Raw genomic sequence first — 25994 nt, forward strand, 5'->3', positions numbered from 1 at the left:
ATGCAAACGCGAACAAAATACGGCTTGATCGCGGCAGGTTGGCTGGGATGGTCGGTCCTCGCGTGCGGCAGCCTGCCCGGACAGGATGTCGCCTACGTTCCTGCCGCTGGAAAAACGTTCGACTATGGGATCGAATTTCGAATCATGGAGCGAACCGAAGGCGAACGGAATCCGATCCAAGTCCGACAGCGATGCCGTTTGCGTTTTGTTGTTTCCGAGTCGGACTCGAAGGAGTGGTCGGGAACCTACCGGACGATTCCATTCCGAGGAAACAAATTGATGAGCAGCAAGGAAGCTTTGGCGACCTATCACCGACGCACTCGGGAATCGTACGAGGCGGGGCCATTGCAACACTCTGGGCCGGCGCCACCTGATCCTGGGCTCGCTCGACTTCAGCAAGTGGCAAGTCAGAGAGCGGCAGCGTTTCAGAAGGAACAACAACGCCGAATTCTGTATGAGCTGGAACGCTACCCAGGACTGTTTCAATTCTGCGAGGGAGAAATCACTTGCACGCGGCTGGGGAGCATGCGTGGCAAAGGCAACGTCGGCACCCTGCCCTTCGCCACGGGGCCGGTGGCAGGTTTGGTGTTTCTACAACTGCCAAAGGACGGCAAGACGCAGTCCGGTTTCAGCACGCGAAGTGTCGGCGCATTGAATTTGGTTTCTTCGTCCAGTGACCAGGTGGCCACGTCCGACCTGTCCGTTCTGTCGTTGCTGACACCACGCGAGTCCTCGCAGAACGGGCATCTGGCGTTTGATCGCGAAGTTGAAATTTCGGGTGGTGTGTCGGCTGGAAACAAGCTGACGCTTTCAGGTTCCGGCATGTGGGAGTTCTCAACCGAGATGGGCATGCCGTATGCCGGGAGCGTGGACTACCAGATCGAAGGTGCAAGCTACATCGGCAAAGCGGATCAGTTTGACTTGCGAGTCGGGTTTCACTATCTCGATCCGGTTCGAGCGATGTTGTTCGACAATGACCTGTTGCCGACGATGGAGGCTTTTGACGCCAGCAATCTGCCGCGATTGACCATGAAGCAGCAATCGGAGATGACGAAGCATTGGGAGCCTCGGCCAAAGAGAAGCAGCTACCGCCCCAATTTGACAGTGGGTGTTCAATTGGTGCGGATCGCATCCAACAGTGCTCCGCCGCCAACGAATTCAAAGTTGCAACGTCTGCTCGAAGAACGACTCAGCGACGAATCCGATTGGAAGGAAGACATTCATTTCGAGTCCATTTTGAGTCGCTGGGATTCGATTCGGAAGGCAGCGACCCAGTTCCCGCGGGAGTGGTCGGACCCTAGCGGTTCGTTCACGATCCAGGCGATGTTGCAATCGGTCGACAAGACATCGGTTTCGCTGTTGCGATTGGACACCCGACAAGTGATTTCGGTGCCGCTGGAGAAACTGAGTGACGAGGACGTTGAGTTTGCTCGCACCTTTGGTGTGCTGGATCAGGGATCCTGACCGCGGCGTCGCCTGGCTTGCCTTTTGAACGGTTGGTCATTGCTCTCGGCTGGTCTTTGATTCCCAGGCAATGAGCGGGGGAAAGTATCGGGGACCTTGGGCGCGAAGCACCCCAGGGGCTGTTCCGGCAAAAGGCACCGGACACTCATTTCTTGACCGTTCCCAAACCGTGCTGCAGCACCATTTTTCGTGAATAGGCGAGGATTTCGACACCGATCTCAGTGACGATGACTCGGCCTTTGGCGAGCCAAGAACTGGCGAAGGCCCACACCGCAATCCATTCGGCCCAGAACAAAAAGTTGTATCCGTTCAGCCAGTCCTTCCAGGCTTGTGGGGCCAACACCATGTAGCCGCCCATGGCAAAGGTGATCAAAAGAATCACCAAACCGCTGGTTCGAAAGGCGAATGATCTTTCGAACAAGTGTGATTCGGCTTCTCGTTGAGAATCCCGGGGAAAGTGATACAGGGAATAAAACGCCAGGGTCAGGAAGAAGATGCCGCCGCTGACGGTATGCACGTAGCCCACCAATGATTTTTGGATCAACGGATCACTGCCGTAGTCCAGTGGAAAGAGAGCGATGCCGATGGCGGCGGCCGAACCGATGTTGGCGGTCCAGTTTTCGATGCGGTCGTATCCGCGATAGCAAAATAGAAAAATGCCGATTGCGCAGAGCGTTCCCACAAACACGTCTCGCAATGGCGTGTGATAGTAGCTGCTCATGTTCTCTTGGATTTCAATCCCCAACAGCATCCCTCCGGGACCAAGCAGCAGTGGCAGCAGCAAACCGCTCCATCCAATCGCCCGGCGGATATCCAGGTACGACAGGACCAAGTGGTCCATCATTGTGCCGGATGATTCACCCGGGAGGGGCGTCGAATGAGGAGGGCTCATTGGTCTGATGTCGTCATGCGGGCGGTCGTTGCGGGGACATGGAGTCATGGCGGTAGTACCAATCTCTTGGCAACCGCGATTTGGTTCCAGGGGACGATTGTGAGCATGCAATCGGTGAATGGGAGGATCGGAAACCAACCCGACGTCAATTTTGCTTACAATGCTGGGCCACGACGCATCATGTTCAGCAGTCAAACGTTGGCGGATGCGTCGCCGAGTCGGCTTGAACGCTGATTCTGGTTCCCCACCCCACCCGCCCGCCTCTCTGATCGATTGGTCCTGGACGCTTCGAAGTCGAAGCATTCAAGGGCACCCGCCGATCATCACCGCCTCGCTTTCCTTTCGCACGCTTGTGTGATGTGTGAATTGGAAAGTGTTGTGTGATGGAACGCTGGGAGATTCGATCCAACCCAAGGATTTCGCCATGAATAAGCGTTTTCAACATCCTGATGTGCAAGCTTCTTTGCCCGCGCAGCCGAATCTTCGGAAGCGTGATCGGCGTTTGTTTTTGAAGGCGGGGGCGGCGCTGGGGGCGACCGTCGCGGCTCGTCCTGTGCTCGCCCAAACACCGGCCAAGAAGTCGCCCAACGAAGTCATCCGAGTTGGGATCATGGGCGTCAACAATCGCGGCGCCGCGTTGGCCAAGGGGTTCATCAAAGACCCCGGGGCGGATGTGGTCGCGATTTGCGATGTCGATTCGAGAGCGTCCGAGAAGGTGGCGGCTTCCGTTGCGGATGGCCAAGGCCATCGCCCCAAGTCCTTCGTTGACGTTCGAAAGATGCTCGATGAAGGCAACATCGACGCTTTGGTGGTGGCAGCACCCAATCACTGGCACGCACCCGCGACGATTTTGGGATGTGCGGCGGGAAAGCATGTCTATGTTGAAAAACCGTGCAGCCAAACTGCCGAAGAAGGTGTCTTGGCTGTGCAGGCGGCACGGAAGCACAACCGAGTGGTCCAGATGGGGTCCCAACGTCGCAGTTGGCCGGCGGTCATGCGTGCCATTGAGCTCGTGCATTCAGGCGGCATCGGCGAGGTGTCTTATTCACGCAGTTGGTACAACAACCGACGGCCATCGATCGGCCATGGCAAGACAGCCGCTGCACCAGATTGGCTGAACTGGGATCTGTGGCAAGGGCCAGCGCCACGACGCGAATACGTGGACAATCTGATTCACTACAACTGGCACTGGCGTTGGCATTGGGGCAACGGTGAACTGGGGAACAACGGCATCCATGTGTTGGACTTGGCTCGTTGGGGATTGAATGTCACCACACCCAGTCGAGTTCGCGCCGGCGGAGGCAAGTACCGTCATGACGACGATCAAGAAACACCCGACACGATGATGGTGACCTACGATTTTCCCGAAGGAAAAACGGCCACCTGGGAAGGGCTCAGTTGGTCTCCCCTGGGGCCGCATGATGCAGCGGTGGGAGTCAGTTTTCACGGCACCGAAGGCTCGATTGTGGTTCGTGGCAATGGCTTCACTCGGTTTGATGACCGCAACAAAGAAATCGAAACGGTCAACGATGAAGGCGGCGACACCAGCCACTTGGCGGATTTCTTGGACGCCATCCGCACCGGACGGCGACCCAACGCGGACATCCAAGAAGCCCATCGGAGCACGTTGCTTTGTCACCTTGGCAACATGGCCTATCGCAGTTCGTCGGAATTGGAAATTGACCCGGCCAGCGGCAAACCTCTTGGCAACCCCGAGGCATTGGCGTTGTGGGGACGAGAGTATGAACCCGGCTGGGAGCCGAAGGTCTGAGCCGCTGCGGTTTGCTCGGGTTCGTCAATTCAACTTGTTTTTCGTCTTTGTTTTGTGAGTGGTTTCATGCGTGTTGGTCTGGTTGGTTTTGCAATGTTTCTTTGCCTGAGTGCTTTGTCTTCTGTCTCGGTGGTGTCGGCGGAGGAACCCGTTCGAATTGGCATCATTGGTTTGGACACGTCCCATTCGCCAGCGTTTGCGAAGGAGTTCAATGCCGAGCATTCCGACAATGATCCGTTGGCTGGTTTTCGCGTCGTTGCCGCTTATCCCTACGGAAGCCAAACGATCGAGTCCAGCAGCAGCCGAATCCCAGGCTACACCGAGCAACTGAAATCGTTGGGAGTTGAAATCGTTGATTCGATCGACGATCTGTTGTCCAAGGTGGACTGCGTGTTGCTCGAAACCAACGATGGAACGCTGCATCACGAGCAAGCGTTGCAGGTCTTTGCGGCTGGCAAGCCGGTGTTCATCGACAAACCCGTTGGATCGAATCTGGCTGAAACAGTCGCCATCTACGATGCGGCGAAGCACTACAACGTGCCCATGTTTTCCAGTTCATCGCTGCGTTACAGCCACGGTGCCCAAGCCATCCGTGGTGGTTCCGTGGGCAAGGTGCTGGGGTGCAGCGCACACAGCCCGTGCAAGATCGAGCCGTCACACGTCGACTTGTATTGGTATGGAATCCACGGCGTCGAAACGCTTTACACCTGCATGGGGGTGGGATGCGAAACGGTATCTCACACCTCCACGGAAGACTTTGAATTCGCAGTTGGCCGTTGGGGCGACGGGCGAATCGGAACGTTTCGAGGGATTCGGGCTGGCAGTTCCGGCTACGGCGGAATGGTCTACGGAGAAAAGGCCATTCAGGAAATTGGAAAGTACGACGGATACCGTCCGCTGCTCGTCGAGATCGCTGAATTCTTCCGGACCGGTGAACCACCGATCGAATCCGCGGAAACGATCGAGCTGTACGCCTTCATGCAAGCCGCTTTCGAAAGCAAACGCCAGGGTGGCATTCCGGTCTCGATTGAAACCGTGATGCAGGCGGCCCAAGTGAAAGCGGGAGAGCTGAACCAGTCGCTTTCGAAGTGACGCGGATGGACGCCTCCTAAGCCTGGCATCGCTGGGATCGATCACTGGCGTCTGGAATGAGAGTAGAACATTTGTCCCCAAATGTTTGCGTGGTCGGTCGCTGTCGTCGAGCCGTGTGACGCGAACGGTTGGAGATGGGCTTGGTTGCCATGAGGCTTGGCGTTTGAGAGTTGCCCGACGGAACAGTTGAGGACAACGGTTCGACTCTGACGTCGCTCACCCACCTGTCGCCAAACGAAGTGCCGTGCAGTTCTTACGTGCTGTTCCAGTAACGTCTTAAGAACCCCGCCCGACAAAGGAGTTCGCGCGGTGAGATTTTACCCTCCCTTTGGGAGGGTCCGCCCACTTCGGGCCGGGGAGGGTCACGCGCTGGATCCAATGCTGAGCCCTCCCCTCGCTTGACCCTCCCAGAGGGAGGGTGATGAGAAACGCTTGGCAACACAGCACTTAAGAACTGCACCGCCTCCAGCGTTTCGAGGAGGTCCAGTGACTCGCTCTGCCCTTGCGAATTCGCAGCCTGCACTCGCCACAATGGCAAGTCGTGGTGCCCGGATACCCGTGACAAGAAAAGTTATGCCGTTTGGGTGGTGGCCAGGCTCCTCATTCAGGGATTTGTTTGGAAGTGTCTTTTGTCCTGAGGGCCCCTTTGTGGGTGGCTGGCCTGAAGAGGGGTTTGGCCCCTTCTTTTAGGTGTTTTTGGCAAAACGATCGACACCAAGGTTTGATAGTGGTGTTCACTTGAATATAAGATATGTGAAAAATACGCATATGCAGTCGGCGTGAGTTGTTCCGTCCGGTTGATAATATTTCGAAACAGCACTATTGAACCCCAGGAATGTTTACATGTTAAGTAAAAGCCCTTCTCGGCGAGGCTTTACGTTGGTCGAGTTGCTCGTTGTGATCGCCATCATCGGCGTTCTGGTCGGGTTGTTGTTGCCTGCCGTTCAGGCCGCTCGCGAAGCCGCCCGGCGGATGAGTTGCAGCAACAATTTCAAGCAACTCGGTCTGGCGATGCACAATTACCACAGCGCTTACAACGGAGCTCCGATCCATGGTGTGGGAACCGACGCTGGCGATGGCAGTCATAACTGGTGGACCAGCTACACGACCCACAACTACTGGCGATTGAACGCGTTGGTGGGGATGACCCCTTTCATGGAGCAGCAAGCTTTGTGGGAGCAGATCACCAACCCCAACACGGAGCGAACCGATGGCAACACGGGTGCAGCCATTGGCGTGGTGACCAACCCTTGGCCTCCGATGGGACCAGCCCCTGACAACGTTCAGTACAAGCCTTGGGCCACGGAGCTCCCCACATTGCGTTGTCCGAGCGATCCAGGCGAAGGCTTGCCCAGCCTTGGTCGTACCAACTACGCGATGTCGATGGGCGACTCGTTTTGGTGGACCATGAATGGAAAGTTGCGTCCAGCCAACCCGGGTGACGCCAGCACTTACGCCCAAAATTCGCGTGCCGCCAGCCGTGGCTTTTTCGTGATGCACTCGCAAACTAAATTCCGCGATGTGCTGGACGGTCTGTCCAACACGATCGCGATGGCTGAAATCGCGACTGACTTGGGCGATGGCGACAATCGCACGCGTGGAAAAACACACAGCGGTGGGCAAGGAGCACAGGCTTCGATGCGGGACAATCCAAAGCTTTGCATCGAAGATGCATCGCCGATGATTGATCCGACCCGTCCCCAGTTCTGGATCAACAGCGGCTTGGAAAGCGTTACCAAGGGGCGTGGTTACCGTTGGGCAGATTCCCAGAATGCTCAATCGAACGTTCACACGATCTTGCCACCGAACGCACCCCTGTGCGTCGCTCATGATTCCAACGGCAACGCGATCATGACCGCCTCCAGTCGTCACCAAGGTGGCGTTCACGTGTTGATGGGCGACGGTGCCGTGAAGTTCATCACCTCGTCAATCGAAGCTGGGAACCAGAACAATCCCGTGGTTCACCTGGGAGGCAATGCTGCCAACCTCAATCAGCCTGGGGCCAAAAGCCCGTACGGATTGTGGGGCTCCTTGGGATCGCGTGCTTCACGCGAAGTGATCGACGGCGAATTCTAAGATCGCTGGACACCCATCATTGAACTGCTGCAAACGCCACGTTGAAGGTCAACGTGGCGTTTTTTCGTGGCATCGTGATCGCAGCTTGTGTGGTGGAGTTTCACTTCGAGGGATGGTGAGCTCCCCAAGTGCTTGGCGGATGCCTCCTGGTCAAAAGCAGTGTGCGCAAAGAAAAAACTCCAGGAAAATGAGTTTTTTCGCGGGCGAGCGAGTTGGCCAGAAACGCTTGTTTCTAGAGGGAATCAGGCTGTTTAGGGCGGGAAGATCCTCCTTGCGTGTCGTTTGCGGTGCTCGGTGCGATTTTTGAACGTGGCGGAAGATCGTTTTTTGGAATGTCTTATAAGTGATCTGATTGGACAGATCCTTATCCGAACTTCTTTTGAGAGATGAACAAATGGTTGCTAAGGGGCGTTATCGGCGCGGTTTCACTTTGGTCGAGCTATTGGTTGTCATTGCCATCATTGGCGTTTTAGTCGGGCTGCTTTTGCCAGCGGTTCAGGCGGCGCGTGAGGCGGCTCGTCGAATGAGCTGCAGCAACAACTTCAAACAGCTTGGGCTTGCCATTCACAACTACCACAGTGCCTACAACGGGGCACCGATGCAGGGCGTCGGGACCGACGCGGGCGTTGGCAGTCACAATTGGTGGTCCAGCTACACAACCCATAACTACTGGCGTCTGAGTGCGTTGGTTGGGATGACTCCGTTCATGGAACAGCAGGGGATCTGGGAGCAAATCACCAATCCCAATGCGGAACGAACCGATGGAAACACAGGGGCGGGGATTGGAACGCCCACGAACCCTTGGCCGTCCATGGGACCAACACCCCAGAACATCCAGTACAAACCTTGGGCGACCGAGTTGCCGACGCTGCGTTGTCCCAGTGATCCAGGCAAAGGCTTGCCCAGTCTTGGACGAACCAACTACGCGATGTCGATGGGGGATTCGTTTTGGTGGACGATGCACGGTGACCTCCGGCCGGCAAACTCGGGGGCGGCGAGCAATTACGCCCAGCATTCTCGCGCGGCCAATCGCGGGTTCTTCGTGAAGCACAAACAGGTGAAATTCCGCGATGTGCTTGATGGTTTGTCGAACACTATCGCGATGGGTGAGATCGCGACCGACCTGGGCGACTTTGACAATCGAACACGTGCCAAGAAACACCCGCAGGGGCAGTCGGCCCAATCAAACATTCGGCAGAACCCACGGTTGTGCATCGAAGACGGGACCATGGTGGATTCTCAGCGGCCCCAATTCTGGACTCCTGGCAGTTTGGAGGGCAACAGCAAGGGTCGAGGTTATCGCTGGGCGGATTGCCAAAACGCTCAGTCACAGGTCCATACGATTCTTCCACCCAACAGTCCCACCTGCATTCCGCACGACTCAAACGGGCCGTCGATCATGACGATGTCGAGTCGTCACCAAGGTGGAGTGCACGTGTTGATGGGGGATGGTGCGGTCAAGTTCATCACCTCGTCCATCGAATCAGGGAACCAAAACAACCCGGTCGTTTGGCGAAGTGGAAACGATGCCAACATGAACCAACCGGGTGCGAAAAGCCCTTATGGCTTGTGGGGGGCGCTCGGCTCACGAGGCGCACGCGAAGTCATCGATCAGGAATTTTGATCGCCTTGGACCGCCGCAGCCTGACAAGAACAAGCTGCGGTGACTTCCTCTGAAACGAAAAAACGCCACGTTGATTTCAACGTGGCGTTTTCTTTTCAATTGATTCGGCAGGGCCGGATTACTTCGCTGCTTCCATGCCTTCTTGAGCAGCCTTTTCTTCTTCAGCGATCATGCGCTCGTACTCGGCAATGGCGTCGAGGTCCGTGGAATCCACGACCGATGCTGGTTCGTCCGATCCGCAACCGGGCAATGCACAGGCACCAAAGGCGACCAAAGAGGCAAAGCAAACGCCTTGGAAAATTTGTTTCATCGTTTTGTACCGAAAGGTTGAATGGGGAGGTCAATCGGTCACCAACTTAACAGAGTCAATCCAAATTGAGAATTGTCCTCACCCGCTCGGAGGGGGCCGAGCATGGGATGCGGCGTGGATTGTCCTCCCCGGAAATCTCGCTGAACGCTCGCTTTCCGACCCCTCCCGCAGCGGAGGTCGCGCACTTTTTAAGTGCTGTGTTGCTAGGCGTTTATCATCACCCTCCCCCTGGGAGGGTCGAGCGAAGCGAGGGGAGGGTCGAGCATCGGAACCATCGCGTAACCCTCCCCGGCCCGAAGCGGGCCGACCCTCCCAAAGGGAGGGTGAAATAAAACTGCACGACCGCTGCGCGGGCGGGGTTCGCAAGACGCTAAGCAGGTCGGCAGGAGTCTTTCGGCATCTGGACTGTTTTGGAAAACGCCATTGTTGCCACGTCCAACCGGGGCGAACGCCCAAACGGCTCACATGGTTCTGCCCGATCATTCCTGCCTGGCTGTTGGAACTGCGTTCAGGAGGGTGGATTCAATCTTGCGAGCACGGCATTTTCAAACGGCACGACCTTCTCGCAGGGCAGATACTTTGCGGCCTGAATGAAACGCCATCGCGTGAAACTAAGACGGCGGTGGATCATGGCTTGATCCGTCTTGTCTTGGCCCGCAAAGTTTCGCTATTCCGGATTTCCCTCAAGATCGTTTCCGTTTGTTGTCGATCCGTGGAGGGGGAGATGTTGCGCCTGGAGAGTCCTGTACGTGGAGGATGTTTCCGTCGACCACTCACGTTCCAAAACGAGAGAAGTACGCATGACAACCGCGTCCAAAAACACTGATCCAAGCCGTCGTTCCAGCCCGTCACGCGCGGAGTTCGAAAAAATTGCGCCGACCCTGCTGCGATTGCCCGATCTGCATCCGCCAACGGATGCAGGCGAGGGCTGCGCCGAGGAGGATTTGCCGTCCGTTGAGCATGACGAATCCACTTCTCCGGTGATGCAAGATTTGCTGGATGCGGCGACGCAAACGACGCCCGACACTGTCAATCATGCCAGCGTCACGAGGCTTCCCGATTTGGCACCCGCAGCTGCGCCCGTGGCTTCGCCTGTTCTGCCGCCGACGGTTGCCGTTGAAGAACCGGTGGTGGCTGCCGTGAAGCCAGTCGAATCGTTCGCTGCGACTCAACCAAGCTCGCCGCCACGGCACGCGTCCGCGGACACGAACAAGGCATCGGCTTCCGCCGAAACCGGCCGCGACGGGTCCTGGAAAGCAACCTCGGAATCATTGGGCAATCGGGCCCTGGCCCTGGCTGGCTCTCGCAACACTCTGCTGGCGTTGCTGGCACTGATTGCGTGCTGGGCGGTGTTCGCTCCGCGTCGGCACCCCAACGCTCAGCAAAACTCGGAAGTCTTGAGCGCCAAGGAACCGGCCGTTGACGAAACCGCATCCAAGTTGGAAGCGAAGTCCAGTTTCGATTCGGTGGCATCCACCAATAAAACCTCGCAACGTAAACCATCTCGGTCCATCTCCGATTCAGCAACGAAAGTCGCTGCTGCGGAAGCCACCGCTTTGGCCCCGAAACCTACACCTTCCAAATCGGACTCCTACAAGACGGGGGCCCCGATTGCGGGGGCTTCGAAGTTTGGGGGTTCGAACAGTGGGGGCTTGGAAGGCCCTGCGGGCGACATGCCAGGGTTGAACGCACCCGCTCATTCGATGAGTCAAACAAAATTGGGGCAGCCGACCCGTGCGGGCGAATTCGGATCGGTTCCAGAGGGAACCAGTTTGGTGGAATCGCAGTTGGCATCCTCCGCGACTCAGCGTGGCATGGGTGGCGTGCCACCATTCGATTCCGCTCCCTTTCACAGTGAACCGGTTGCCGAATCATTCGCGCCCGTTGTCCGTGAACCTCAGGTCGCCATGACTCCTTCGAACCCCGGTTTGACCTCGCCAGTTTCAGAAGCGAATTCGGAACTTGGGCTGCCGGCCAACGATCGCGTTCCTTCAGGGAACAGGGACGAACCAGTGAATGCTGTGTCGCCCGCCGTTCCAGCTCCGTTGCAAACAGGGACGCCTGGATTGATCACCAATTGGATCGACTACCTGCCTCCCATGCCATCGGAATTGGGGGAACAAGCCTCGGTGAATGAGGAGCAATCCGCATCACCGGAAGCGTTCCCGACCACCCAATCGCCATTGACCCCGGATTTCCAGTTTGGTTTACCAGGAGATGGGCCGGAGGTTTCCGTTGGAAACCAAGTCCCGTCCTCCGGCGGTCAGCCTGAAGCCAGAGTCGCCACCCCGTCTTTCTTTCCCGAATCCAATCTGCGCCGCTGAGTGACAGGGAAACGTGATGAATCAACCCAATAACTTCATTCAATCGCACGCCCGGAATCGTCGTTACGTTTCGAAGACGGTGGCCCAAATGCAGGCGGTCGATTCGATCGATTCCGCCGTGGTTCCACCGCGGACGAACGACACCGCCACCCAAGAATCATTGACTGGTTTGGAGCGATCCGAGCGAGTCACACGACGACTGGACGAGGCGGTGTTGCGACTGGATCGTGCCGCCTCCATGCGTCGCCAACGAGAGACGGTCGGCTCGGTCGACGAAACCACCGCCGTGGAAACGGCTGTGGCGGAGGAACCCGTGGTGCCCGCACCGAAAACGCACTTGCTGCAAGATTCACCGTCGGCAATCAAACGACCATCGGATCGATTGAAGCCGATGCGGGGTGATCGTCGCGATGACGTGACCGGAATGCAGTTGGATGCATCTGTGACCGAGTCCACCTCCATTTGGATGGAAACGGCGGATCAATCGACTCGTTTGCGGATTGACCGTCCAGTGGACGTGGATGACACCGCTCGACGAATCGGCGAGCCGCTGATCGTTTCGGGCGTTGCGAAGATTCATGCGTCACCGATTGTCGAAACCAACACCATCGAAATGGCGGCTTCGCCGGCGCCAGTCGTCGATTCGGAACCACCCCGTGCACCCGTTCGTGATTTGGAATCGCATGGGGTGCCCGATGTGGCGTCTCGGGTCACGCAGCGGATGAGTGAAGCGGAACGCTATCTCGCCGAGTCAATGCAGCAGCAAACCGCGGTCATCGCGGAACCAGCACCCGTTGCAGAAGCCCAGCCAACTGCGGTTCCCAGCGAGGAACCCAAGGAAGTTGCCAAGCGAGCGTTTGTCGCCGCGTGGCAAGTGTCGGAACTTGAAATCCCGGACACCGTGTCAGAATTGTTCCTCTGTGGATCGCTGGCCGATCAACTGGGGCAACACATCGTGGACGCTCAAGTCGACGGACTCGGTTCCATCGCCGTGACCAGTGTGCTTCCCGGCGAAGGTCGTTCGACGGTTGCGATGGGCATCGCGCTCAGTGTCGCTTACACCGGAATGAAGGTTGCTCTGGTCGATGCCGACATCGATGGCCCCACGCTGGGCGATGACTTTGCCTTGGAGTTGGATCAGGATTGGATCGATGCAATTCGCGATGGCATTCCCGTGGAAGAAGTCGCGGTGGCATCCGAGTCCGACGCATTGACCCTGATTCCTTTGTTGCCTGGTGCAGACGAGTTGTCGCCGGCATCAAGCGAGTTGGAACAGGTGGTCGAACGACTCAAGCAATCCTTCGATCTGGTGATCATCGATTGCGGCACGGCAGCCCTGTCGACCGCCAGCCTTTGTGACTCGGCATTGATCGTGCGTGACATGAGCCGCACGAACGGTTCCGAGGTGGAGGCACTCGTTGACGAGCTTCGCCGGAATGGATTGACCGGCGTGGGGATTGTCGAAAACTTCTGCCAGGACACGGAGTGACCTGGGTTGGTCGCCGCGACTGATCAGCGTTCCCGAAAAAGTTCGCTGATCGATTGGTCGTGGTGAATCCGCTTGATCGCCTCGGCCAGCAACGGTGCGACCGAGAGTTGCACCAGGTTGGGCAGCAACTTCTCACCCGTCACGGGAATCGTGTCGGTCACGGTGATCGAATCGATCGGAGCATCACGAAGTCGTTCGATGGCGGGGCCACACAGAACACCGTGAGTGCAAGCGATGTGGATCTCTTTCGCACCGGCTTCGTGAACCAAGCGAGCTGCACCACAGATGGAACCGGCGGTGCTGATCATGTCATCGAACATCAACGCGATCTTGCCTTCGACGGGACCGCCAATGATCGTGTTTTGGCGGACTTCCAAAGCGTTGGTGCGACGTTTGTCGACGATGGCCAAGCTGCCACCGAGACGTTTGGTGTGACCAAGGGCACGTTTGATGCTGCCTTCATCGGGGCTGACCACCACCACTTCGTCACCGGAAAATCGTCGGCTGACAAAGTGGTCATTGATCACCGGAGCGGCGTACAAGTGATCGACAGGGACGTCGAAGAAGCCTTGGATTTGCGCCGCGTGAAGGTCCATGGTGAGGACCCGATCAGCACCCGCCCGCGTGATCAGGTTGGCGACCAATTTCGCGGTGATCGGCACCCGGCCTTCGTCTTTGCGATCCTGACGCGCGTATCCAAAGTAGGGAATGACCGCGGTGATTCGCTCGGCGCTGGCTCGTTTGCAGCAATCGATCATCGTCAACAACTCAATCAAGTTGTCGTTGACAGGGGGGCAAGTCGGTTGCACCAAGAACACGTCGCGACCACGAACGTCTTCATCGAGTTTGCAGTAGTTCTCGCCGTCTGGGAATTGTCCCAGCGTGATGCGAGCGGGCTTCAGGTGCAGGTGACGACAAAGCTTTTCAGCAAGATCATGGTTTGCCCGGCCACTGAAAATTTTCAGTTCACGCATAACCCATCGCTCGCATTGTTTGGTCGACCAATTGAAGTTCCTCAGGGTTGTTGATGGAAAGCGATTCGCAATCCTGCAGAACGGGCAAGGCTTCGACGGGACGTCCGGCTTCGTGAAGCAGACGAGCACAATCCGTCAGGTAGTATTCGCCTTGGGCGTTGTCGTTGCTGAGCTTGGAAAGCGAATCCAGCAAATCGGCGTTGTTGAACAGGTACGTGCTCATGTTCACTTCACAAATGGCACGTTGTTCGTCGGTGGCATCTTTGTGTTCCACGATGCCGGTGAATTGTCCGCTGTCGTCTCGCACAATGCGGCCGAGCCCCGTGGGGTCGTCTTTGGTCAGTGTGCCAAGCAGCAACGCGGGACGAGTGGCTTGGAAGTGCTCGATCAATTTGATCAAACTGGACGGTTGGATCAGCGGCGAGTCACCGGCGATGACCAGTGTCAGGCCATCGTGATCAGCCAATTGATCGAGGCACATTTGAACGGCGTGTCCCGTGCCGAGTTGTTCGGTTTGCTCCGCGAAGGACAATGTGTCGTCGTTGCGAGTCCTCAGTTCCTTGCGGACCAAGTCGGCTTCGTAGCCCACCACGGCGATCTTCTTTTGGATGCCAGCCTTGTCAGCAGCGTCCAAAACGAAGTGGATCATGGGCCGATCGACGACCGGGCAAAGTACTTTGGGGAGTTCGCTGTTCATGCGAGTTCCCTTGCCTGCGGCCAGCACAACGAGGCAGACGTTGGCGTTTGCAGTTGAGGGAGCTGAGGAGTCTGTCTTCGTAGTCATCGGGGGTCCGAGAAAACCGTCGGCGACGATGGGAATGGCGAATGAAGAATGACGCGGGCCAACATCGTCCCTTGCTGGTACCTTTCGGGCAAGCCGGTACCTTGCCCGAACTGTCGGGGTGGGAGTTGTTCATGAGGTGAGTCTCTTCACCCCCGATCCCTCTCCCCCACGAAGGTGTAATCCAGGAATCGAATTGGCATCCGCAATCAGAGCGTCAATGGTGACGGCTTGTCGACTCCGTCCTCAACGACGTTTCAACGCATGCAGGATGGGCACTCTTGCCCGTCAGAGTCGGCCAAGACCACCCATCACAACCCGAAGCGTGAGCGAGGGACGCCCCCAACTCCCATAACGGCCCCATCCGGGGCGAAACCCAGACGCCAGCCACCATCTGTTTTTCGAACGTCCCGGAGGTGCGGCCCGCTTCGGGCCGGGGAGGGTACGCGCTGGATCCAATGCTCGACCCTGCCCTCGCTTCGCTCGACCCTCCCAGGGGTTGTGCAGTTTTCTGGTACTGCTTTTCAGCGGGTTTTCGTCTGCTGCACCTCTCCTGAAACGAAGTTTGGGGAGAGGTCGAGCGACGCCGTTCAGGCGTACGCGAGGGTGAGGGCCGGGCATGGGAAGCGGCGCGTATGGCCCTCCCCCGGAAATCTCGCTCAACGCTCGCTTTCCGACCCCTCCCGCTGCACGGGCGGGGGTCTTAAGGCATTGCAACACAGCATTTAAAAACCGCACGACCTCCCCAGGGGGAGGGGTGTGATCATGTCTCGGATGGAAATCTTTCGGGCTTGAATCAATTCGTCAGCAAAAGCCGATTTTTTTGGCTGCGTTGACCTTGCCGGCGGTTTCACGCGATTGCTAGTGTGACGGAACAGAATTTTGCCCAGAACTTTTGCTCAGAATTCAATTGGGACTGCAGGCCCTGGGTCTTGGAAGCCGATATCAGACGTGTTCTCGAAACCTGCGCTTGCGAAGTCTCCACCGATTCTGACGGATTGATTCCTGGGACAAGGATTGCAACGCTGATAACCGAGTCGAGAGTTCCCTGATTGGCGAATGCGCTATTCGCGTTTGTTCAAGACGGATCGGTTGTCACACCCACAATCCTTTTCAAATTTTTGTCGATCGATCGACATGCCAAATGGGCCACGAAGGTCCGGCATAGGATCCGGTTGTCAATTCCGCTTTCCTCCCGGGAGCACACGTCACGATGCAAATTTACGGTCCATTTCGACTTTCTACGAGCCAAGCCGCTTCATCGGTTTCCAAGCCAGCTGCCAATGCTGGTGCGAACCGTCTGAAGGCAGATGCTGCCACGCAGAGGACCACCGCCGCGCCAGTGGACCAACTCGACCTGTCCAGTGCCGCGACTTCCGTCAATCGATTGGATTCAGCCTCGCCGATTGCCGGCGGCGGTGAAATCCGGATTGATCGGGTGGCCGACATCCGTCGTCAAATCGCCGATGGAAGCTACGACACTCCGGAGAAGATGGACGCGGCACTCGACCGCTTCCTCGATGAACTGGCGTGACCCAAAGCGACGTCAGAGACCTGGATTCGCTCGATGCCCTTCGACAGGCTGTCGAGCGATTGGCGGACCGCATGTGTCAGTCCAGCCACTCCATTCACGCGATCCTGAATCGTGTCGACGAACATTTCTCGGTCAATCAGGTGGCGTACTGGCGCGATCAAAATCGAATGGCCGAACGGGAGCTGACCGCCGCGCAAGATCAGCTCAGCCGAAAGCGTTCGACGGTGCGTTCCGGCGATCGAGTGCCAGCTACCGAAGAAGCCAAGAATGTGGCTCGCTGGAAAACCCGGCTGCGGTTCTGCCAAGACCAAGAACGTTTGTCGCGACGCATCTCAGTGGAGATGCAACAGGTCTGCGAGAAGACTCGCGGTCCATCTGCCGCGCTCACCGAGCTGGGTGAAGTCGCGTTGCCCACCGCCGCGAATCGATTGCTGGTGCTGATCGACCGCCTGCGTGCCTACCAAGACGGGCAGAATTCTGGGTAGCTGTTGATGCCGAGGGCAAAGGGCAAGGGACGCTGAAGCCCGCCAGGCCCGCTCTCAGAGTGACTTCAAGACCTTGTCCGCGGCGGCGATCGTTTCGTCGATCATGGCTTCGGTGTGTTGTTGGCTGAAGAACATCGCTTCGAATTGGCTGCAAGGCAGGTAGATGCCTTCCTGGATCATTCCCCAGAAGTAGCGTCCGAATGCTTCTCGGTCACAGCGATCCGCGTCATCCCAGCATTGAACGGGATCGGGGTTGAAGAACAGCGTCAGCATTGCCCCGGCTTTGGCAACCGTGTGAGCAATGCCCGCGGCACTGGCGGCGCGGTCCAGGCCAGCGGCCAAGCGGGTCGCCAATCGCTCCAGTTGGTCGTAGGGAGGATTCTCTTTTAGCAAACGCAGCGTGGCCGAGCCCGCGGCGACCGCGACCGGGTTTCCGCTGAGTGTTCCAGCTTGGAAGACTTTGCCCGCTGGAAGCACTTGGTTCATGATATCGGCTCGGCCGCCGTAAGCTCCCAGAGGCATCCCGCCACCAACGATTTTCCCCAGCGTGGTCATGTCGGGCGTGATTCCAAACCGTTCTTGGGCTCCGCCGTAGGACACCCGGAAACCCGTCATGACTTCATCGAAGATCAGGATGGATCCATGTTGCTTGGTCAGGTCGCGTGCGGCGTTCAAGAACTCCATTGTGGGCACAACGCAGCCCATGTTTCCCACCACAGGTTCCAGGATCAAGGCCGCGATTTCGGCACCATGTTGTTCGAAAGCGTTCTGCAAACCGGGCACATCGTTGTAGGACAGAACGAGTGTGTCTTCGACCGCACCGGGGGTCACGCCGGGAGAATCCGGGGCACCCAACGTTGCCGCGGCGCTTCCGGCGGCAACCAGCAACGCATCGACGTGGCCGTGATAGTTGCCGGCGAACTTGATGACTTTCTTGCGCCCTGTTGCACCTCGAGCCACACGGAGCGCGCTCATGGTGGCTTCCGTTCCGCTGTTCACCAAGCGAACCTTTTCAATGCTGGGAACCGCTTCGATGATCTGCTCAGCCAGTTGGGATTCGGCCTCGGTCGGCGCGCCGTAGCTGGTGCCTTTGGATGCTGCCGCGGTGATCGCGCCGATGACCTCCGGATGCGCGTGCCCTAAAATCATGGGCCCCCAGGAACCGATGTAGTCGAGGTAGCGATTGCCATCGAGGTCGAACAGGTAGGGGCCTTCGGCTCGTTCGATGAACAACGGCGTGCCACCGACGGCACCAAACGCGCGTGCGGGTGAGTTGACTCCGCCGGGCATCAGCGCGGAGGCGCGTTCAAAGGCAGCCACGCTTTGGGGGCCAGCGGTGGGACGAGCGGCAGCTGAATTCGCAGGTGAGTTCATGATCGATGGGGGAGGTGAAACGAAGAGAGGGTGGCGGCTGATGGTGGCAGCCTGGAATCAGGAGTCGTCGCGAACCGTACGAATCAAATGGTCCGCACCGTTTGCTCGAAGTCGATCGGCAACCAACGTGCCCAGTTGATGAGCAGCGGCGACCTCCAAGTCGGCGTCGTCGGGAGTGACTGCGACGCGGGCCTGTTCTTGCAATCGTTCATTGCCATCGGCTGACATCACGATCGCATTCAGGCAAAGCTCGGTGCCTTGATCGGAACTGTCCAGGTGGGCGTGGCAGGCGATCGGGGCCAAGCACCCGCCATGAAGTTCGGAAAGGACTTTGCGTTCTGCAGTCGCGGCCAAGCGTGCAGCGGCGTCATTCAAACGGGACACTGCCCGCAGTGCATCGGGATGGTCACTGCGAACCTCGATCCCCAAAGCGCCTTGTCCGGGGGCGGGCAGCATCTCGTCGAGTGGGAACAATTGGTGAGGCAGGCGGGTCATTTCCAGACGCAGGATTCCAGCGTGGGCCAGCACGATCGCGTCAAATTCGCCGGCGTTGAGCTTTGCCAACCGAGTCTGCACGTTGCCGCGAATGGGCAGGACGTCCAGGTCGGGACGGAGTTGTTTCAGCTGTGCCAATCGTCGTGTGCTGCCCGTTCCGACTCGAGATCCTTGCGGCAAACAGGCCAGCGGTGAGCCGGTGGCCGATGAACTGGACGAGGCATCCCAGTGCGGGCTGTTGTCGGCAAAGACCAACGCGTCCAAGACAGATTCTCGGGGGGGAACCGCTGCCAATGCGAACCGATTGTCCGGTTCCGTGGGCAAATCTTTGAGGGAGTGGACCGCCACATCGGCTTCGTCATCAACCAGCGCCTGTTGGATCCGTTTGGTGAACAGGCCGACCTGGCGGGTGCCGTCGATCGGACGCATGTCGGTGTCGCCTTTGCTGACCAAGGGCACAATGACCGTCTGAAATCCTCGGTTTTTCAAGGATTCAGCGACATGTTCAGCCTGCCACATGGCCAATGGGCTTTCTCGGGTGGCGATTCGCAGACGGGGGGCGTCGGAGGAGGAAGTCGGGGCCACAGGTGCGGTTTATTCGTTGGGAAGGGTGGACGGAGGGGCCGAAAATGCGAAAATCATGGCGGATAATCTTCCGCTGCGTCGTTACGCTATTAAACAAGAGTGTAGGCCGAGGGCGCCAGTTCCGGAACCGAGTGCGACTCGGTCAGGAAGGGACTTCGGTTGTGTTCTCGCACGCTCTCCCTCTCCCATCCTCCGTCTGCCATTGTCCAATTCTTCTGACGAACCTGAACTGTTCGGCGATGCCGCCGGCCGGGACACGCGACGTCACACCGAAAACTCCAAGGAGTCCGGTGGGGACGAGGCCAGTTCGTGGGCGGATCTGATGGACGCATCCGCAGCAGAATCGATGGGCGAATTGACTCGGGACCAAACGCATTCCGAGGTTGGATTTGAAGTCGAAGCGTTCCATCGGTCCATCCCCGAGATTGTGGGGGTCTACAAAGTGGGACGCCCCATCGGGCGAGGCGGCATGGGCGAAGTGTTCCTGGCCGAGCACCGGTCGATGGGACGCGTTGTCGCACTCAAAATCTTGCCGACTCGTTGGCTCGATCGCGTGGAATCCGTCAATCGGTTCTACGAAGAGGTTCGGGCTGCTTCCCGGTTGATGCACCCGAACATCGTCACCGCCTTTGATGCGGGAGAAGCCGATGGCATTCACTACATGGCGATGGAGTACGTCGATGGGCGGACACTTTCGCAATGGGTGAACGATCAAGGCCCAATGTCGATCGGTGATGCCGCCTCCGCAATCCGGCAAGCAGCTTTCGCGCTGCATCACGCTCACGCCGCCGGCATCGTGCACCGCGACGTCAAACCCGGCAACTTGATGCGAGCCCACGATGGGACGATCAAGTTGCTGGATCTCGGATTGGCTCGATTTTCGGCTGATTGGTATCCCTCGCCTCGTGACATCAAGCCGCGGGAATTGGATCTGCCGGAGGATGACGGCTCTCTCAACTCCGCGACCACGGAAGCGAAGAACCGACCTCTGCTGGGGACGTTGTCGTTCATCTCACCGGAACAACTCGAGGACGCCAACTCGGCCGATTCACGCAGCGACCAGTATTCGCTGGGCGCGACGCTGTTCTATCTGTTGATGGGGCATCCACCCTTCACGGGTGATTTGGTCGAACAGGTGTACGGTCATCGCCACGGTGAAGTGCCGGACCTGATGACGCTTCGAAACGACGTGGATCTGAAGCTGGCGGACATCGTGCGTCGCATGCTGGCCAAGGATCCTGCGGAACGGTATGGCTCGATGGACGAAGTCGCGCGTGCGATGTCGCCTTACGACAACGACCGTTCGACCCCAGCCTGGGTGCTGGATTTTGCACGGCGCGAAACCGGCGAAGACCACACCACCGTGGGTGGGGAATCCACACGACGCGGTTTGCTCAGTGTCATTGGCATTGAACTCGGGATGACCCACGCTGCGACCGCGATCACTCAATCCGATGGATCCATGTTGTCGGGGTGGCCGGGGATGTCATCACAAGGCCCCCGTCCGCTGTGCCGAATCGCTGTCGCGGAAAAGACGGACCGTGACACGGGGTTGTCGACGATTCTGTTTGGTGACAGTGCGTACGAACGTCGTGAGCGGCACCCGCAGCGGGTGGCTCATTGCCAGATGATGTACTTTGGTCGCGATGACATGATGCGGCGGATCGGTGGGCGGATGTGTCCACCCGAAGTCACGATGGGGTTGTGCATGCGGCATTTGCTTGGCAACACATTGAGCCAACTGGACACGCTCGGTTCACCCGATGGCGATTCATCCTCGCCGATGGCTTTGGGGACGAGTTGGAAACGGCATGCACGCTGGCCCGATGCCGTCGCGATCACGGTCCCTTCGAGTTATGACCAATTGCATCGTCGCGCGATCTATCAAGCCGCACAATTGGCGGGTTTGCCGGCGGTGCGTTTGATCGAACGCAGCATCGCGGTGACACGCTTCGCGATGACAACTCCAGCTCGCAGCAGTCATGCGGAAGAACCGTTGCCGCCAATCGATTCGCAGTCGTCGGCGCCGATCCTGTATGTCGGTCTGACAGGGCAGTCGTTGGACGTTTCGGTTCTGCAGGTCTACGGCGGCCAGATTCGACAAATCGCGACCTCGGGACATTGGTGCCACGGCACGATGGCTTGGTCCCGACGATTGGTCGAGATGATTTCATCGCGGTTGCCATGCGATCCGCAACGGATTCAAGGGTTGCCAGCCAACCGTCAGGAATTGATTCACGTCACGCGCATTCAGATGGCTGGTGAGCGAGCGATGAACCAGTTGTTGTTGATGCCAGAAACACGGGTGGAAATCGCTCACCAAAACCACATCGACACAGTGGAACTGACTCGTGATGAGTGGTTGACCCAGTGCGAAGATTTGATGTCGTCGATTGAAGAGAGCATCCAACTGGTTTGCCAGCGAGCGGGTGTGCTGCCCTCTGACCTGAGGCATTGTTTGGCGATCGGGCCCTTGTTGCGTTTGCCCGCGATTCGCGATCGTGTGCTGACGAAAGGGGCTCCCAATGCGGCGATCGCTTTTTACGATCAAGTCGATGCGGCCCACGGTGCCGCAGCCTGTGTGGCGTCCGAATTGCCAGGTCAGTTGTGTTCCGAACCGCCTGCCAAAGGTGTGGCGGGGCATTCCATCGGGTTCGTTGTCGCTGATCGTGATGGCAAGCGGCGAATTTTGCCGATCATTCCAAGAGGAACGCCCACACCAGCTCGAACCAATCGTCAGCTCAACGGCACCGCACGTGACAACCAGATGACTTTGTCATTGGTGGAATCCTCTGGGAAGAACGGCGAGACCTGGCAGACTCTTGGTCGGCATACCATCGAGGTGGCTCCCGACGAGGTGAACCCCATGCGACGGCTTGGGTTCGAGTTGGACATCAACGGGTTGCTGTCGGTTCACCTGGAACGTCCCGATTTGGGACGAACCGTGATGCTGCCCTCGTTGCCGGCGTCCAGCATGGACGAATTGCAGTGGCAAGATTGGCGTGAATGGATTGAAGCGACACTCTGACCTTTTCGCGAGGTGGATCCTGCTGATGAGATCGCTGGCGAACGCTGCGTCACAGCTTCGTGGTCTGGTTCGCCGTTTTGGCGTTCGCCTCGCTTCTGTCGTGGTGGAACCGAGGCGAACGCCCAATGGCTCACATCATCACCCCTCATTGCTTCACGCTAGGTTTTCGGCACCAACCGATTGAGCAGGTCACGGTTTTCTTGGCGGATCGCTTCGCATTGCCTTCGCAATTCTTGAGGTGTTTCGGTTCCCGTCAGGATCGCCAGTTGTTGGAGTTCCAGCGGAGGTTCTTCATCCTCAAAGCCGTTTGGTAGCTCATGTCGAGCCACGGTGTTGAGCAATCGAAGTTTGCCTTCGATGCTTCGTAGTAAACGGCCGTTGCGAGCCAGTGTTTGGACATCGTCCTCGGCGTAGCACTTCCGGCGAGCAAGTTCTTCCAAGCATCCAACGGTGTTGGCGTGGAGCGGAAAGTCGCTGTCATGCGATTCTCGGAGGACGCCCGCTGCAGCAATCAGTTCGATGTCCACCAGTCCCCCGGCGCCGCGTTTGAGGTTGTTGGGCCCTGCGGTGGATTCGTTGTTTTCCCGCCAATCACGCAGTTCCCCGTTCATGCTGTCACGCCAGTTGATGCTGCGGATGATCCGGTGAAGCAACTGGTCAATCGATTCGCGGGCTTCCCGGGAACCCGAGATTGGACGAGCCTTGCAGAGCGTGACGGATTGCCAAAGCGAAGCGGTTCGCAGACGAAACGGTTTCAGGAATTGGTCGCGTGACATCGCCAAGACCGACTCATCCGCGCCGCCAGCGAAGGGCAAGTCCAGTTCGTACAAGCGGCCCTCGTTGGATTGGTCCATCCGCCGAAGAATGTTGCCCGCCAACTGATTGAAGAATTGACGGTTGGAAAGTGTCGATTTGGGACCGCCAACACGACGTTGGGTTTCGCCCTCCGCGGTGTACACGAACGTCACGTCCAAGTCGCTGTGATAGTTCATTTCGCCGCCAGCAAAACGTCCCAGAGCGACAGCGACCAACTCGGATGGTTCGCCGTTTGAATCGACGGGATCGCCGTACCGTTGAGCGAGCCGCTCGTGTTCCTGATCCATCACGCGACGCAGGCAGGCTTCCGCTGTGTCGGTCAACGACTGGCTGATCGAATCGATGGATTCTTTCCCCAGCAGATCACGGACGCCGATCATCAAATGAGCGCTTGCTTTGACATTTCGTAGCACATCAATGATCTCGTCCACGCCATCGCACAAACGGATGGTCTGTGCATCCAAGCGCTCGGTGGTGGGAAGGCGATCCATCACCAATGAATCGATCAATTCGTCAATCATGCCCGGATGATCGATCAGGATGTTGGTCAGGTAGGGAGCCAGGGAGCACATCGAGACCGTGAGACGTAGCGTCGCATCGTTGGTCCGCAGTAATTCCCACAGGGTTGCTTTGGCACCGATCGAATCCGTCATCGCGACCAGCCGAGCCAGCGTGGAATCTGGATCGGGAGAGGCCGCAATTTCTTGCAAGACGCGCGGGGCCACCGCAGCGAAGAAGTGACGGCATCGCCGCGGGGAAAGAAACGAGACCGTTTCTTGGCTGAGCGCAAGCACATTGGAGATCGCTTGCGGGACGTTGCTGAAACGATACTGAGCGATGGTTTGGTGGAACATGTCCACGTCCGGATCCGGGTCCAGGATCAGTTCCGTGATCACCGCCAAATCGTGCAACGCACTGGATTCACTGTCGTCGTCGGAACCTGATTTTCCGTCCGAGACGGGAGATTCGCTCGGGGGCACTTCGTCAACCATCAAGTGGTTGATGATCTTTCGATTGACATCAAACGTCTCTTGCAGCATCTCTTCAAAACGTGCCGCGTCACCTTTGAGATGAATGGCAGCGGCATCCGCGGACTCGGTGCGAACTCCCAGTCGCCATGCGAGCCGAGCGCGAACATCGACTTCGTCGGGCAAGTGTGAGATTCGGTGATCAAATAACACCGCCAACAGGTGTTCCAAGCGGCACAATTTCGCGTGGTTGGTCGACAGAATGGTGGCCTCTTGGGAGGTCAGGCACCCGTGTCGCGAAAGCTCTGTGATGGCGGGAAGCGTTCCAGTCACTCGGACATCAGGCAAGTCGCCTCCGTGAAGCAGTTGCAAGAACTGGATGGTCAGTTCGATGTCGCGCCGGCCGCCGGGGACATCTGCGATCGGTGTGCCATCGGTGGAGGTGGTCGCGAGAGCGCGTTTTTCCAGCTTTCGCCGCAGCACTCGGATGTCAGCGATCTCGCTGCGAGTCAGCAGGTGGTGATACACCCAGGGTTCGATTCGCTTCAGGAAGGATTGGGACAACGCGTCGTCGCCCGCCGCGTGACGTGCCTTGACGAATGCGAGGCGTTGCCAGGTACGCCCGTTCCGTTCGTAGTGCGTCGCGGCTTCGTTGACGCCGAAGAAGTCGATGTCGGCTCCGGAACTGCTGGTCGGCTGACGCCCCAACGACGATTGCGAGCGAGTGGACTGAACCCCCAAACGCTGGGTGTCGGATAACATCAATTCGTTCTGCGTTGGTTGATGGTCGAATCGCAACGAGAACGGGATGACTTGGCTGCCGTTGGATTGCAACAGCTCGACCAGGCTGCGTGCCACCTGTTGATGGAAGTCGATGTGGCTGGCGTTTTTGCGGTCAATCTGGTCGCACAGCAGCAACAGATCCAGTTGCGACTCGTAGCCAATTTCTTGACCACCGTAGTTGCCCAAGGCGATGATCGAGAATCTCGGTTGGCTTCCGTCGATGCGTTGCGGGGTGGGTCGTTTGGCCGACACGGACGTGACCGCGAACGCCAGTGCAGCCTCCATGATCGCGTCGGTGACAAAGCTGATTTGAGATTGAACCTTGTCCGGCGGCAGACCACGAACAAACTCGCCGTAGGCAATTCGCAGAATTTCACGGCTTGCAAATCGCCGGATCGCGAACGCGGCTCGGCGATTGGACTGAATCGTTTCCATTTCCCCGGACAATTCGTCGATCAACACCGATCGCTGCGCCGGGGAACCGTCGCTGGCTCGAATCAGGTCGAAGCTTTCCGGGTCATTGATCAGCAATTTCGCGATCGCTGGGCTGGTGCTGAGGACCTGCAGCAACGCAGGCAGCATCATCGGATCGCGTTCAAACAACGCCAGCAGAGCCATCGGGCTGCGCGAGACGCCGATGAACTGGCTCAGGCGATCGATGGATTCGTCGGGGTCATCCGTCAGGTGCAGGTGTTCAACCAGCCCCGCCCAAAGCAGTTGCAGCAGGTCCTCGGAGACGCCGCTGTCTGCGATCGCAGCCAGCGATTGGTGGACACGCGACGGATCGGCGACATGTTCGGGGCTCAGCGGCGCGTAGTCGGCCCAGTCACTCATCCAATCCATCCAGTCGCATTCGAGGAACCTCCACGGAACTTCGCGTCGTTGAGCTGCGTCTTATTGGTTGAACCGCTTTTGCGATCACGCACTTGTTTGCAACGCCACAAGCGAGTTTAGACGTTGGGTGGGAATCGTTGTAGCGGACGGTGGGACGCCTGATTCACCAAACCAGCTCGGCAGGGCGGAGGCGTCTGGTCGGGGGGGAGTTGCCCCCGCGGGCCGGATTGGGAGATCCATCGGTTGAGCCAAAATGATGACAACGAAATTCAAATCTTGCGTGACATCACTCAGA

General features: G+C 58.0%; 17 protein-coding genes. 10 read left to right on the top strand and 7 right to left on the bottom strand.

Features of this window, described 5'->3' with window-relative positions:
- On the top strand, positions 1 to 1464 hold the full coding sequence (locus PSR62_RS09835; protein ID WP_274407595.1) for an SHD1 domain-containing protein: 1464 nt from the start codon (positions 1 to 3) through the stop codon (positions 1462 to 1464).
- A 145-nt stretch (positions 1465 to 1609) separates the two neighbouring features.
- Here PSR62_RS09835 and PSR62_RS09840 read toward each other — a convergent pair whose 3' ends face one another.
- Entirely contained in the window at positions 1610 to 2356 is a 747-nt protein-coding gene (locus PSR62_RS09840) for a DUF998 domain-containing protein (RefSeq protein WP_274407596.1), read from the bottom strand.
- 391 nt (positions 2357 to 2747) lie between these two features.
- On the opposite strand from PSR62_RS09840, the gene PSR62_RS09845 reads away from it, so the two are divergent.
- The 4 genes from PSR62_RS09845 (at position 2748) to PSR62_RS09860 (ending at position 8919) form a co-directional block, all read left to right on the top strand.
- The gene (locus PSR62_RS09845) at positions 2748 to 4127 is read left to right on the top strand and encodes a Gfo/Idh/MocA family protein (RefSeq protein ID WP_338020188.1); all 1380 of its coding nucleotides are present in this window, start codon (positions 2748 to 2750) and stop codon (positions 4125 to 4127) included.
- 66 nt (positions 4128 to 4193) lie between these two features.
- Positions 4194 to 5219 (top strand): Gfo/Idh/MocA family protein, encoded by a 1026-nt coding sequence (locus PSR62_RS09850; protein WP_274407598.1) that lies wholly within the window; start codon positions 4194 to 4196, stop codon positions 5217 to 5219.
- An 843-nt stretch (positions 5220 to 6062) separates the two neighbouring features.
- Complete coding sequence (locus tag PSR62_RS09855) at positions 6063 to 7295, top strand: DUF1559 domain-containing protein (protein WP_274407599.1); 1233 nt, start codon at positions 6063 to 6065, stop codon at positions 7293 to 7295.
- A gap of 394 nt (positions 7296 to 7689) precedes the next feature.
- Entirely contained in the window at positions 7690 to 8919 is a 1230-nt protein-coding gene (locus tag PSR62_RS09860; protein ID WP_274408198.1) for a DUF1559 domain-containing protein, read from the top strand.
- 118 nt (positions 8920 to 9037) lie between these two features.
- Here the strand turns inward: PSR62_RS09860 and PSR62_RS09865 are convergent, their stop codons facing one another.
- Positions 9038 to 9229 (bottom strand): hypothetical protein, encoded by a 192-nt coding sequence (locus PSR62_RS09865; RefSeq protein ID WP_274407600.1) that lies wholly within the window; start codon positions 9227 to 9229, stop codon positions 9038 to 9040.
- An 800-nt stretch (positions 9230 to 10029) separates the two neighbouring features.
- Between PSR62_RS09865 and PSR62_RS09870 the strand changes: the two genes are divergently transcribed.
- Positions 10030 to 11553 (top strand): hypothetical protein, encoded by a 1524-nt coding sequence (locus PSR62_RS09870; protein WP_274407601.1) that lies wholly within the window; start codon positions 10030 to 10032, stop codon positions 11551 to 11553.
- Between the two features lie 13 nt (positions 11554 to 11566).
- Positions 11567 to 13042, top strand: a complete 1476-nt coding sequence (locus PSR62_RS09875; protein WP_443217384.1) for a tyrosine-protein kinase family protein — start codon at positions 11567 to 11569, stop codon at positions 13040 to 13042.
- A 23-nt stretch (positions 13043 to 13065) separates the two neighbouring features.
- Here PSR62_RS09875 and PSR62_RS09880 read toward each other — a convergent pair whose 3' ends face one another.
- On the bottom strand, positions 13066 to 14016 hold the full coding sequence (locus PSR62_RS09880) for a ribose-phosphate diphosphokinase (RefSeq protein ID WP_047816770.1): 951 nt from the start codon (positions 14014 to 14016) through the stop codon (positions 13066 to 13068).
- On the bottom strand, positions 14009 to 14800 hold the full coding sequence (locus PSR62_RS09885; RefSeq protein WP_274407603.1) for a sugar phosphate nucleotidyltransferase: 792 nt from the start codon (positions 14798 to 14800) through the stop codon (positions 14009 to 14011). Before PSR62_RS09885 ends, PSR62_RS09880 begins: the two co-directional genes overlap by 8 nt.
- Positions 14801 to 16010: 1210 nt before the next feature.
- On the opposite strand from PSR62_RS09885, the gene PSR62_RS09890 reads away from it, so the two are divergent.
- Together PSR62_RS09890 and PSR62_RS09895 are read left to right on the top strand one after the other, a co-directional pair.
- Complete coding sequence (locus PSR62_RS09890) at positions 16011 to 16331, top strand: flagellar biosynthesis anti-sigma factor FlgM (protein ID WP_047816772.1); 321 nt, start codon at positions 16011 to 16013, stop codon at positions 16329 to 16331.
- Positions 16328 to 16816: a hypothetical protein gene (locus PSR62_RS09895; protein ID WP_274407604.1), complete on the top strand. Its 489-nt coding sequence runs from the start codon at positions 16328 to 16330 to the stop codon at positions 16814 to 16816. The genes PSR62_RS09890 and PSR62_RS09895 overlap by 4 nt, the downstream gene beginning before the upstream one ends.
- A gap of 54 nt (positions 16817 to 16870) precedes the next feature.
- Here PSR62_RS09895 and hemL read toward each other — a convergent pair whose 3' ends face one another.
- Both hemL and hemC read right to left on the bottom strand, forming a co-directional pair.
- Positions 16871 to 18190, bottom strand: coding sequence for a glutamate-1-semialdehyde 2,1-aminomutase (gene hemL / locus PSR62_RS09900; RefSeq protein WP_274407605.1), 1320 nt, complete (start codon positions 18188 to 18190; stop codon positions 16871 to 16873).
- A 57-nt stretch (positions 18191 to 18247) separates the two neighbouring features.
- Positions 18248 to 19237 carry a hydroxymethylbilane synthase gene (hemC, locus tag PSR62_RS09905; protein ID WP_274408199.1) on the bottom strand — a complete coding sequence of 330 codons (990 nt, stop codon included), beginning with the start codon at positions 19235 to 19237 and terminating at the stop codon, positions 18248 to 18250.
- Positions 19238 to 19472: 235 nt separating this feature from the next.
- Between hemC and PSR62_RS09910 the strand changes: the two genes are divergently transcribed.
- Positions 19473 to 22298 (top strand): protein kinase domain-containing protein, encoded by a 2826-nt coding sequence (locus PSR62_RS09910; RefSeq protein WP_274407606.1) that lies wholly within the window; start codon positions 19473 to 19475, stop codon positions 22296 to 22298.
- Positions 22299 to 22456: 158 nt separating this feature from the next.
- Here PSR62_RS09910 and PSR62_RS09915 read toward each other — a convergent pair whose 3' ends face one another.
- The gene (locus tag PSR62_RS09915; protein ID WP_274407607.1) at positions 22457 to 25699 is read right to left on the bottom strand and encodes a glutamate-ammonia-ligase adenylyltransferase; all 3243 of its coding nucleotides are present in this window, start codon (positions 25697 to 25699) and stop codon (positions 22457 to 22459) included.
- Positions 25700 to 25994: the final 295 nt, after the last annotated feature.

Source organism: Rhodopirellula sp. P2 (genome assembly GCF_028768465.1).
GTDB lineage: Bacteria > Planctomycetota > Planctomycetia > Pirellulales > Pirellulaceae > Rhodopirellula.

What these genes read in the sequence shown, in the direction of transcription:
- PSR62_RS09835 (WP_274407595.1), top strand. Translation starts at nt 1, where the DNA reads ATGCAAACGCGAACAAAATACGGCTTGATCGCGGCAGGTTGGCTGGGA.
- PSR62_RS09840 (WP_274407596.1), bottom strand. Translation starts at nt 2,356, where the DNA reads ATGAGCCCTCCTCATTCGACGCCCCTCCCGGGTGAATCATCCGGCACA.
- PSR62_RS09850 (WP_274407598.1), top strand. Translation starts at nt 4,194, where the DNA reads ATGCGTGTTGGTCTGGTTGGTTTTGCAATGTTTCTTTGCCTGAGTGCT.
- PSR62_RS09855 (WP_274407599.1), top strand. Translation starts at nt 6,063, where the DNA reads ATGTTAAGTAAAAGCCCTTCTCGGCGAGGCTTTACGTTGGTCGAGTTG.
- PSR62_RS09860 (WP_274408198.1), top strand. Translation starts at nt 7,690, where the DNA reads ATGGTTGCTAAGGGGCGTTATCGGCGCGGTTTCACTTTGGTCGAGCTA.
- PSR62_RS09865 (WP_274407600.1), bottom strand. Translation starts at nt 9,229, where the DNA reads ATGAAACAAATTTTCCAAGGCGTTTGCTTTGCCTCTTTGGTCGCCTTT.
- PSR62_RS09870 (WP_274407601.1), top strand. Translation starts at nt 10,030, where the DNA reads ATGACAACCGCGTCCAAAAACACTGATCCAAGCCGTCGTTCCAGCCCG.
- PSR62_RS09880 (WP_047816770.1), bottom strand. Translation starts at nt 14,016, where the DNA reads ATGCGTGAACTGAAAATTTTCAGTGGCCGGGCAAACCATGATCTTGCT.
- PSR62_RS09885 (WP_274407603.1), bottom strand. Translation starts at nt 14,800, where the DNA reads ATGACTACGAAGACAGACTCCTCAGCTCCCTCAACTGCAAACGCCAAC.
- PSR62_RS09890 (WP_047816772.1), top strand. Translation starts at nt 16,011, where the DNA reads ATGCAAATTTACGGTCCATTTCGACTTTCTACGAGCCAAGCCGCTTCA.
- hemL (WP_274407605.1), bottom strand. Translation starts at nt 18,190, where the DNA reads ATGAACTCACCTGCGAATTCAGCTGCCGCTCGTCCCACCGCTGGCCCC.
- PSR62_RS09915 (WP_274407607.1), bottom strand. Translation starts at nt 25,699, where the DNA reads ATGAGTGACTGGGCCGACTACGCGCCGCTGAGCCCCGAACATGTCGCC.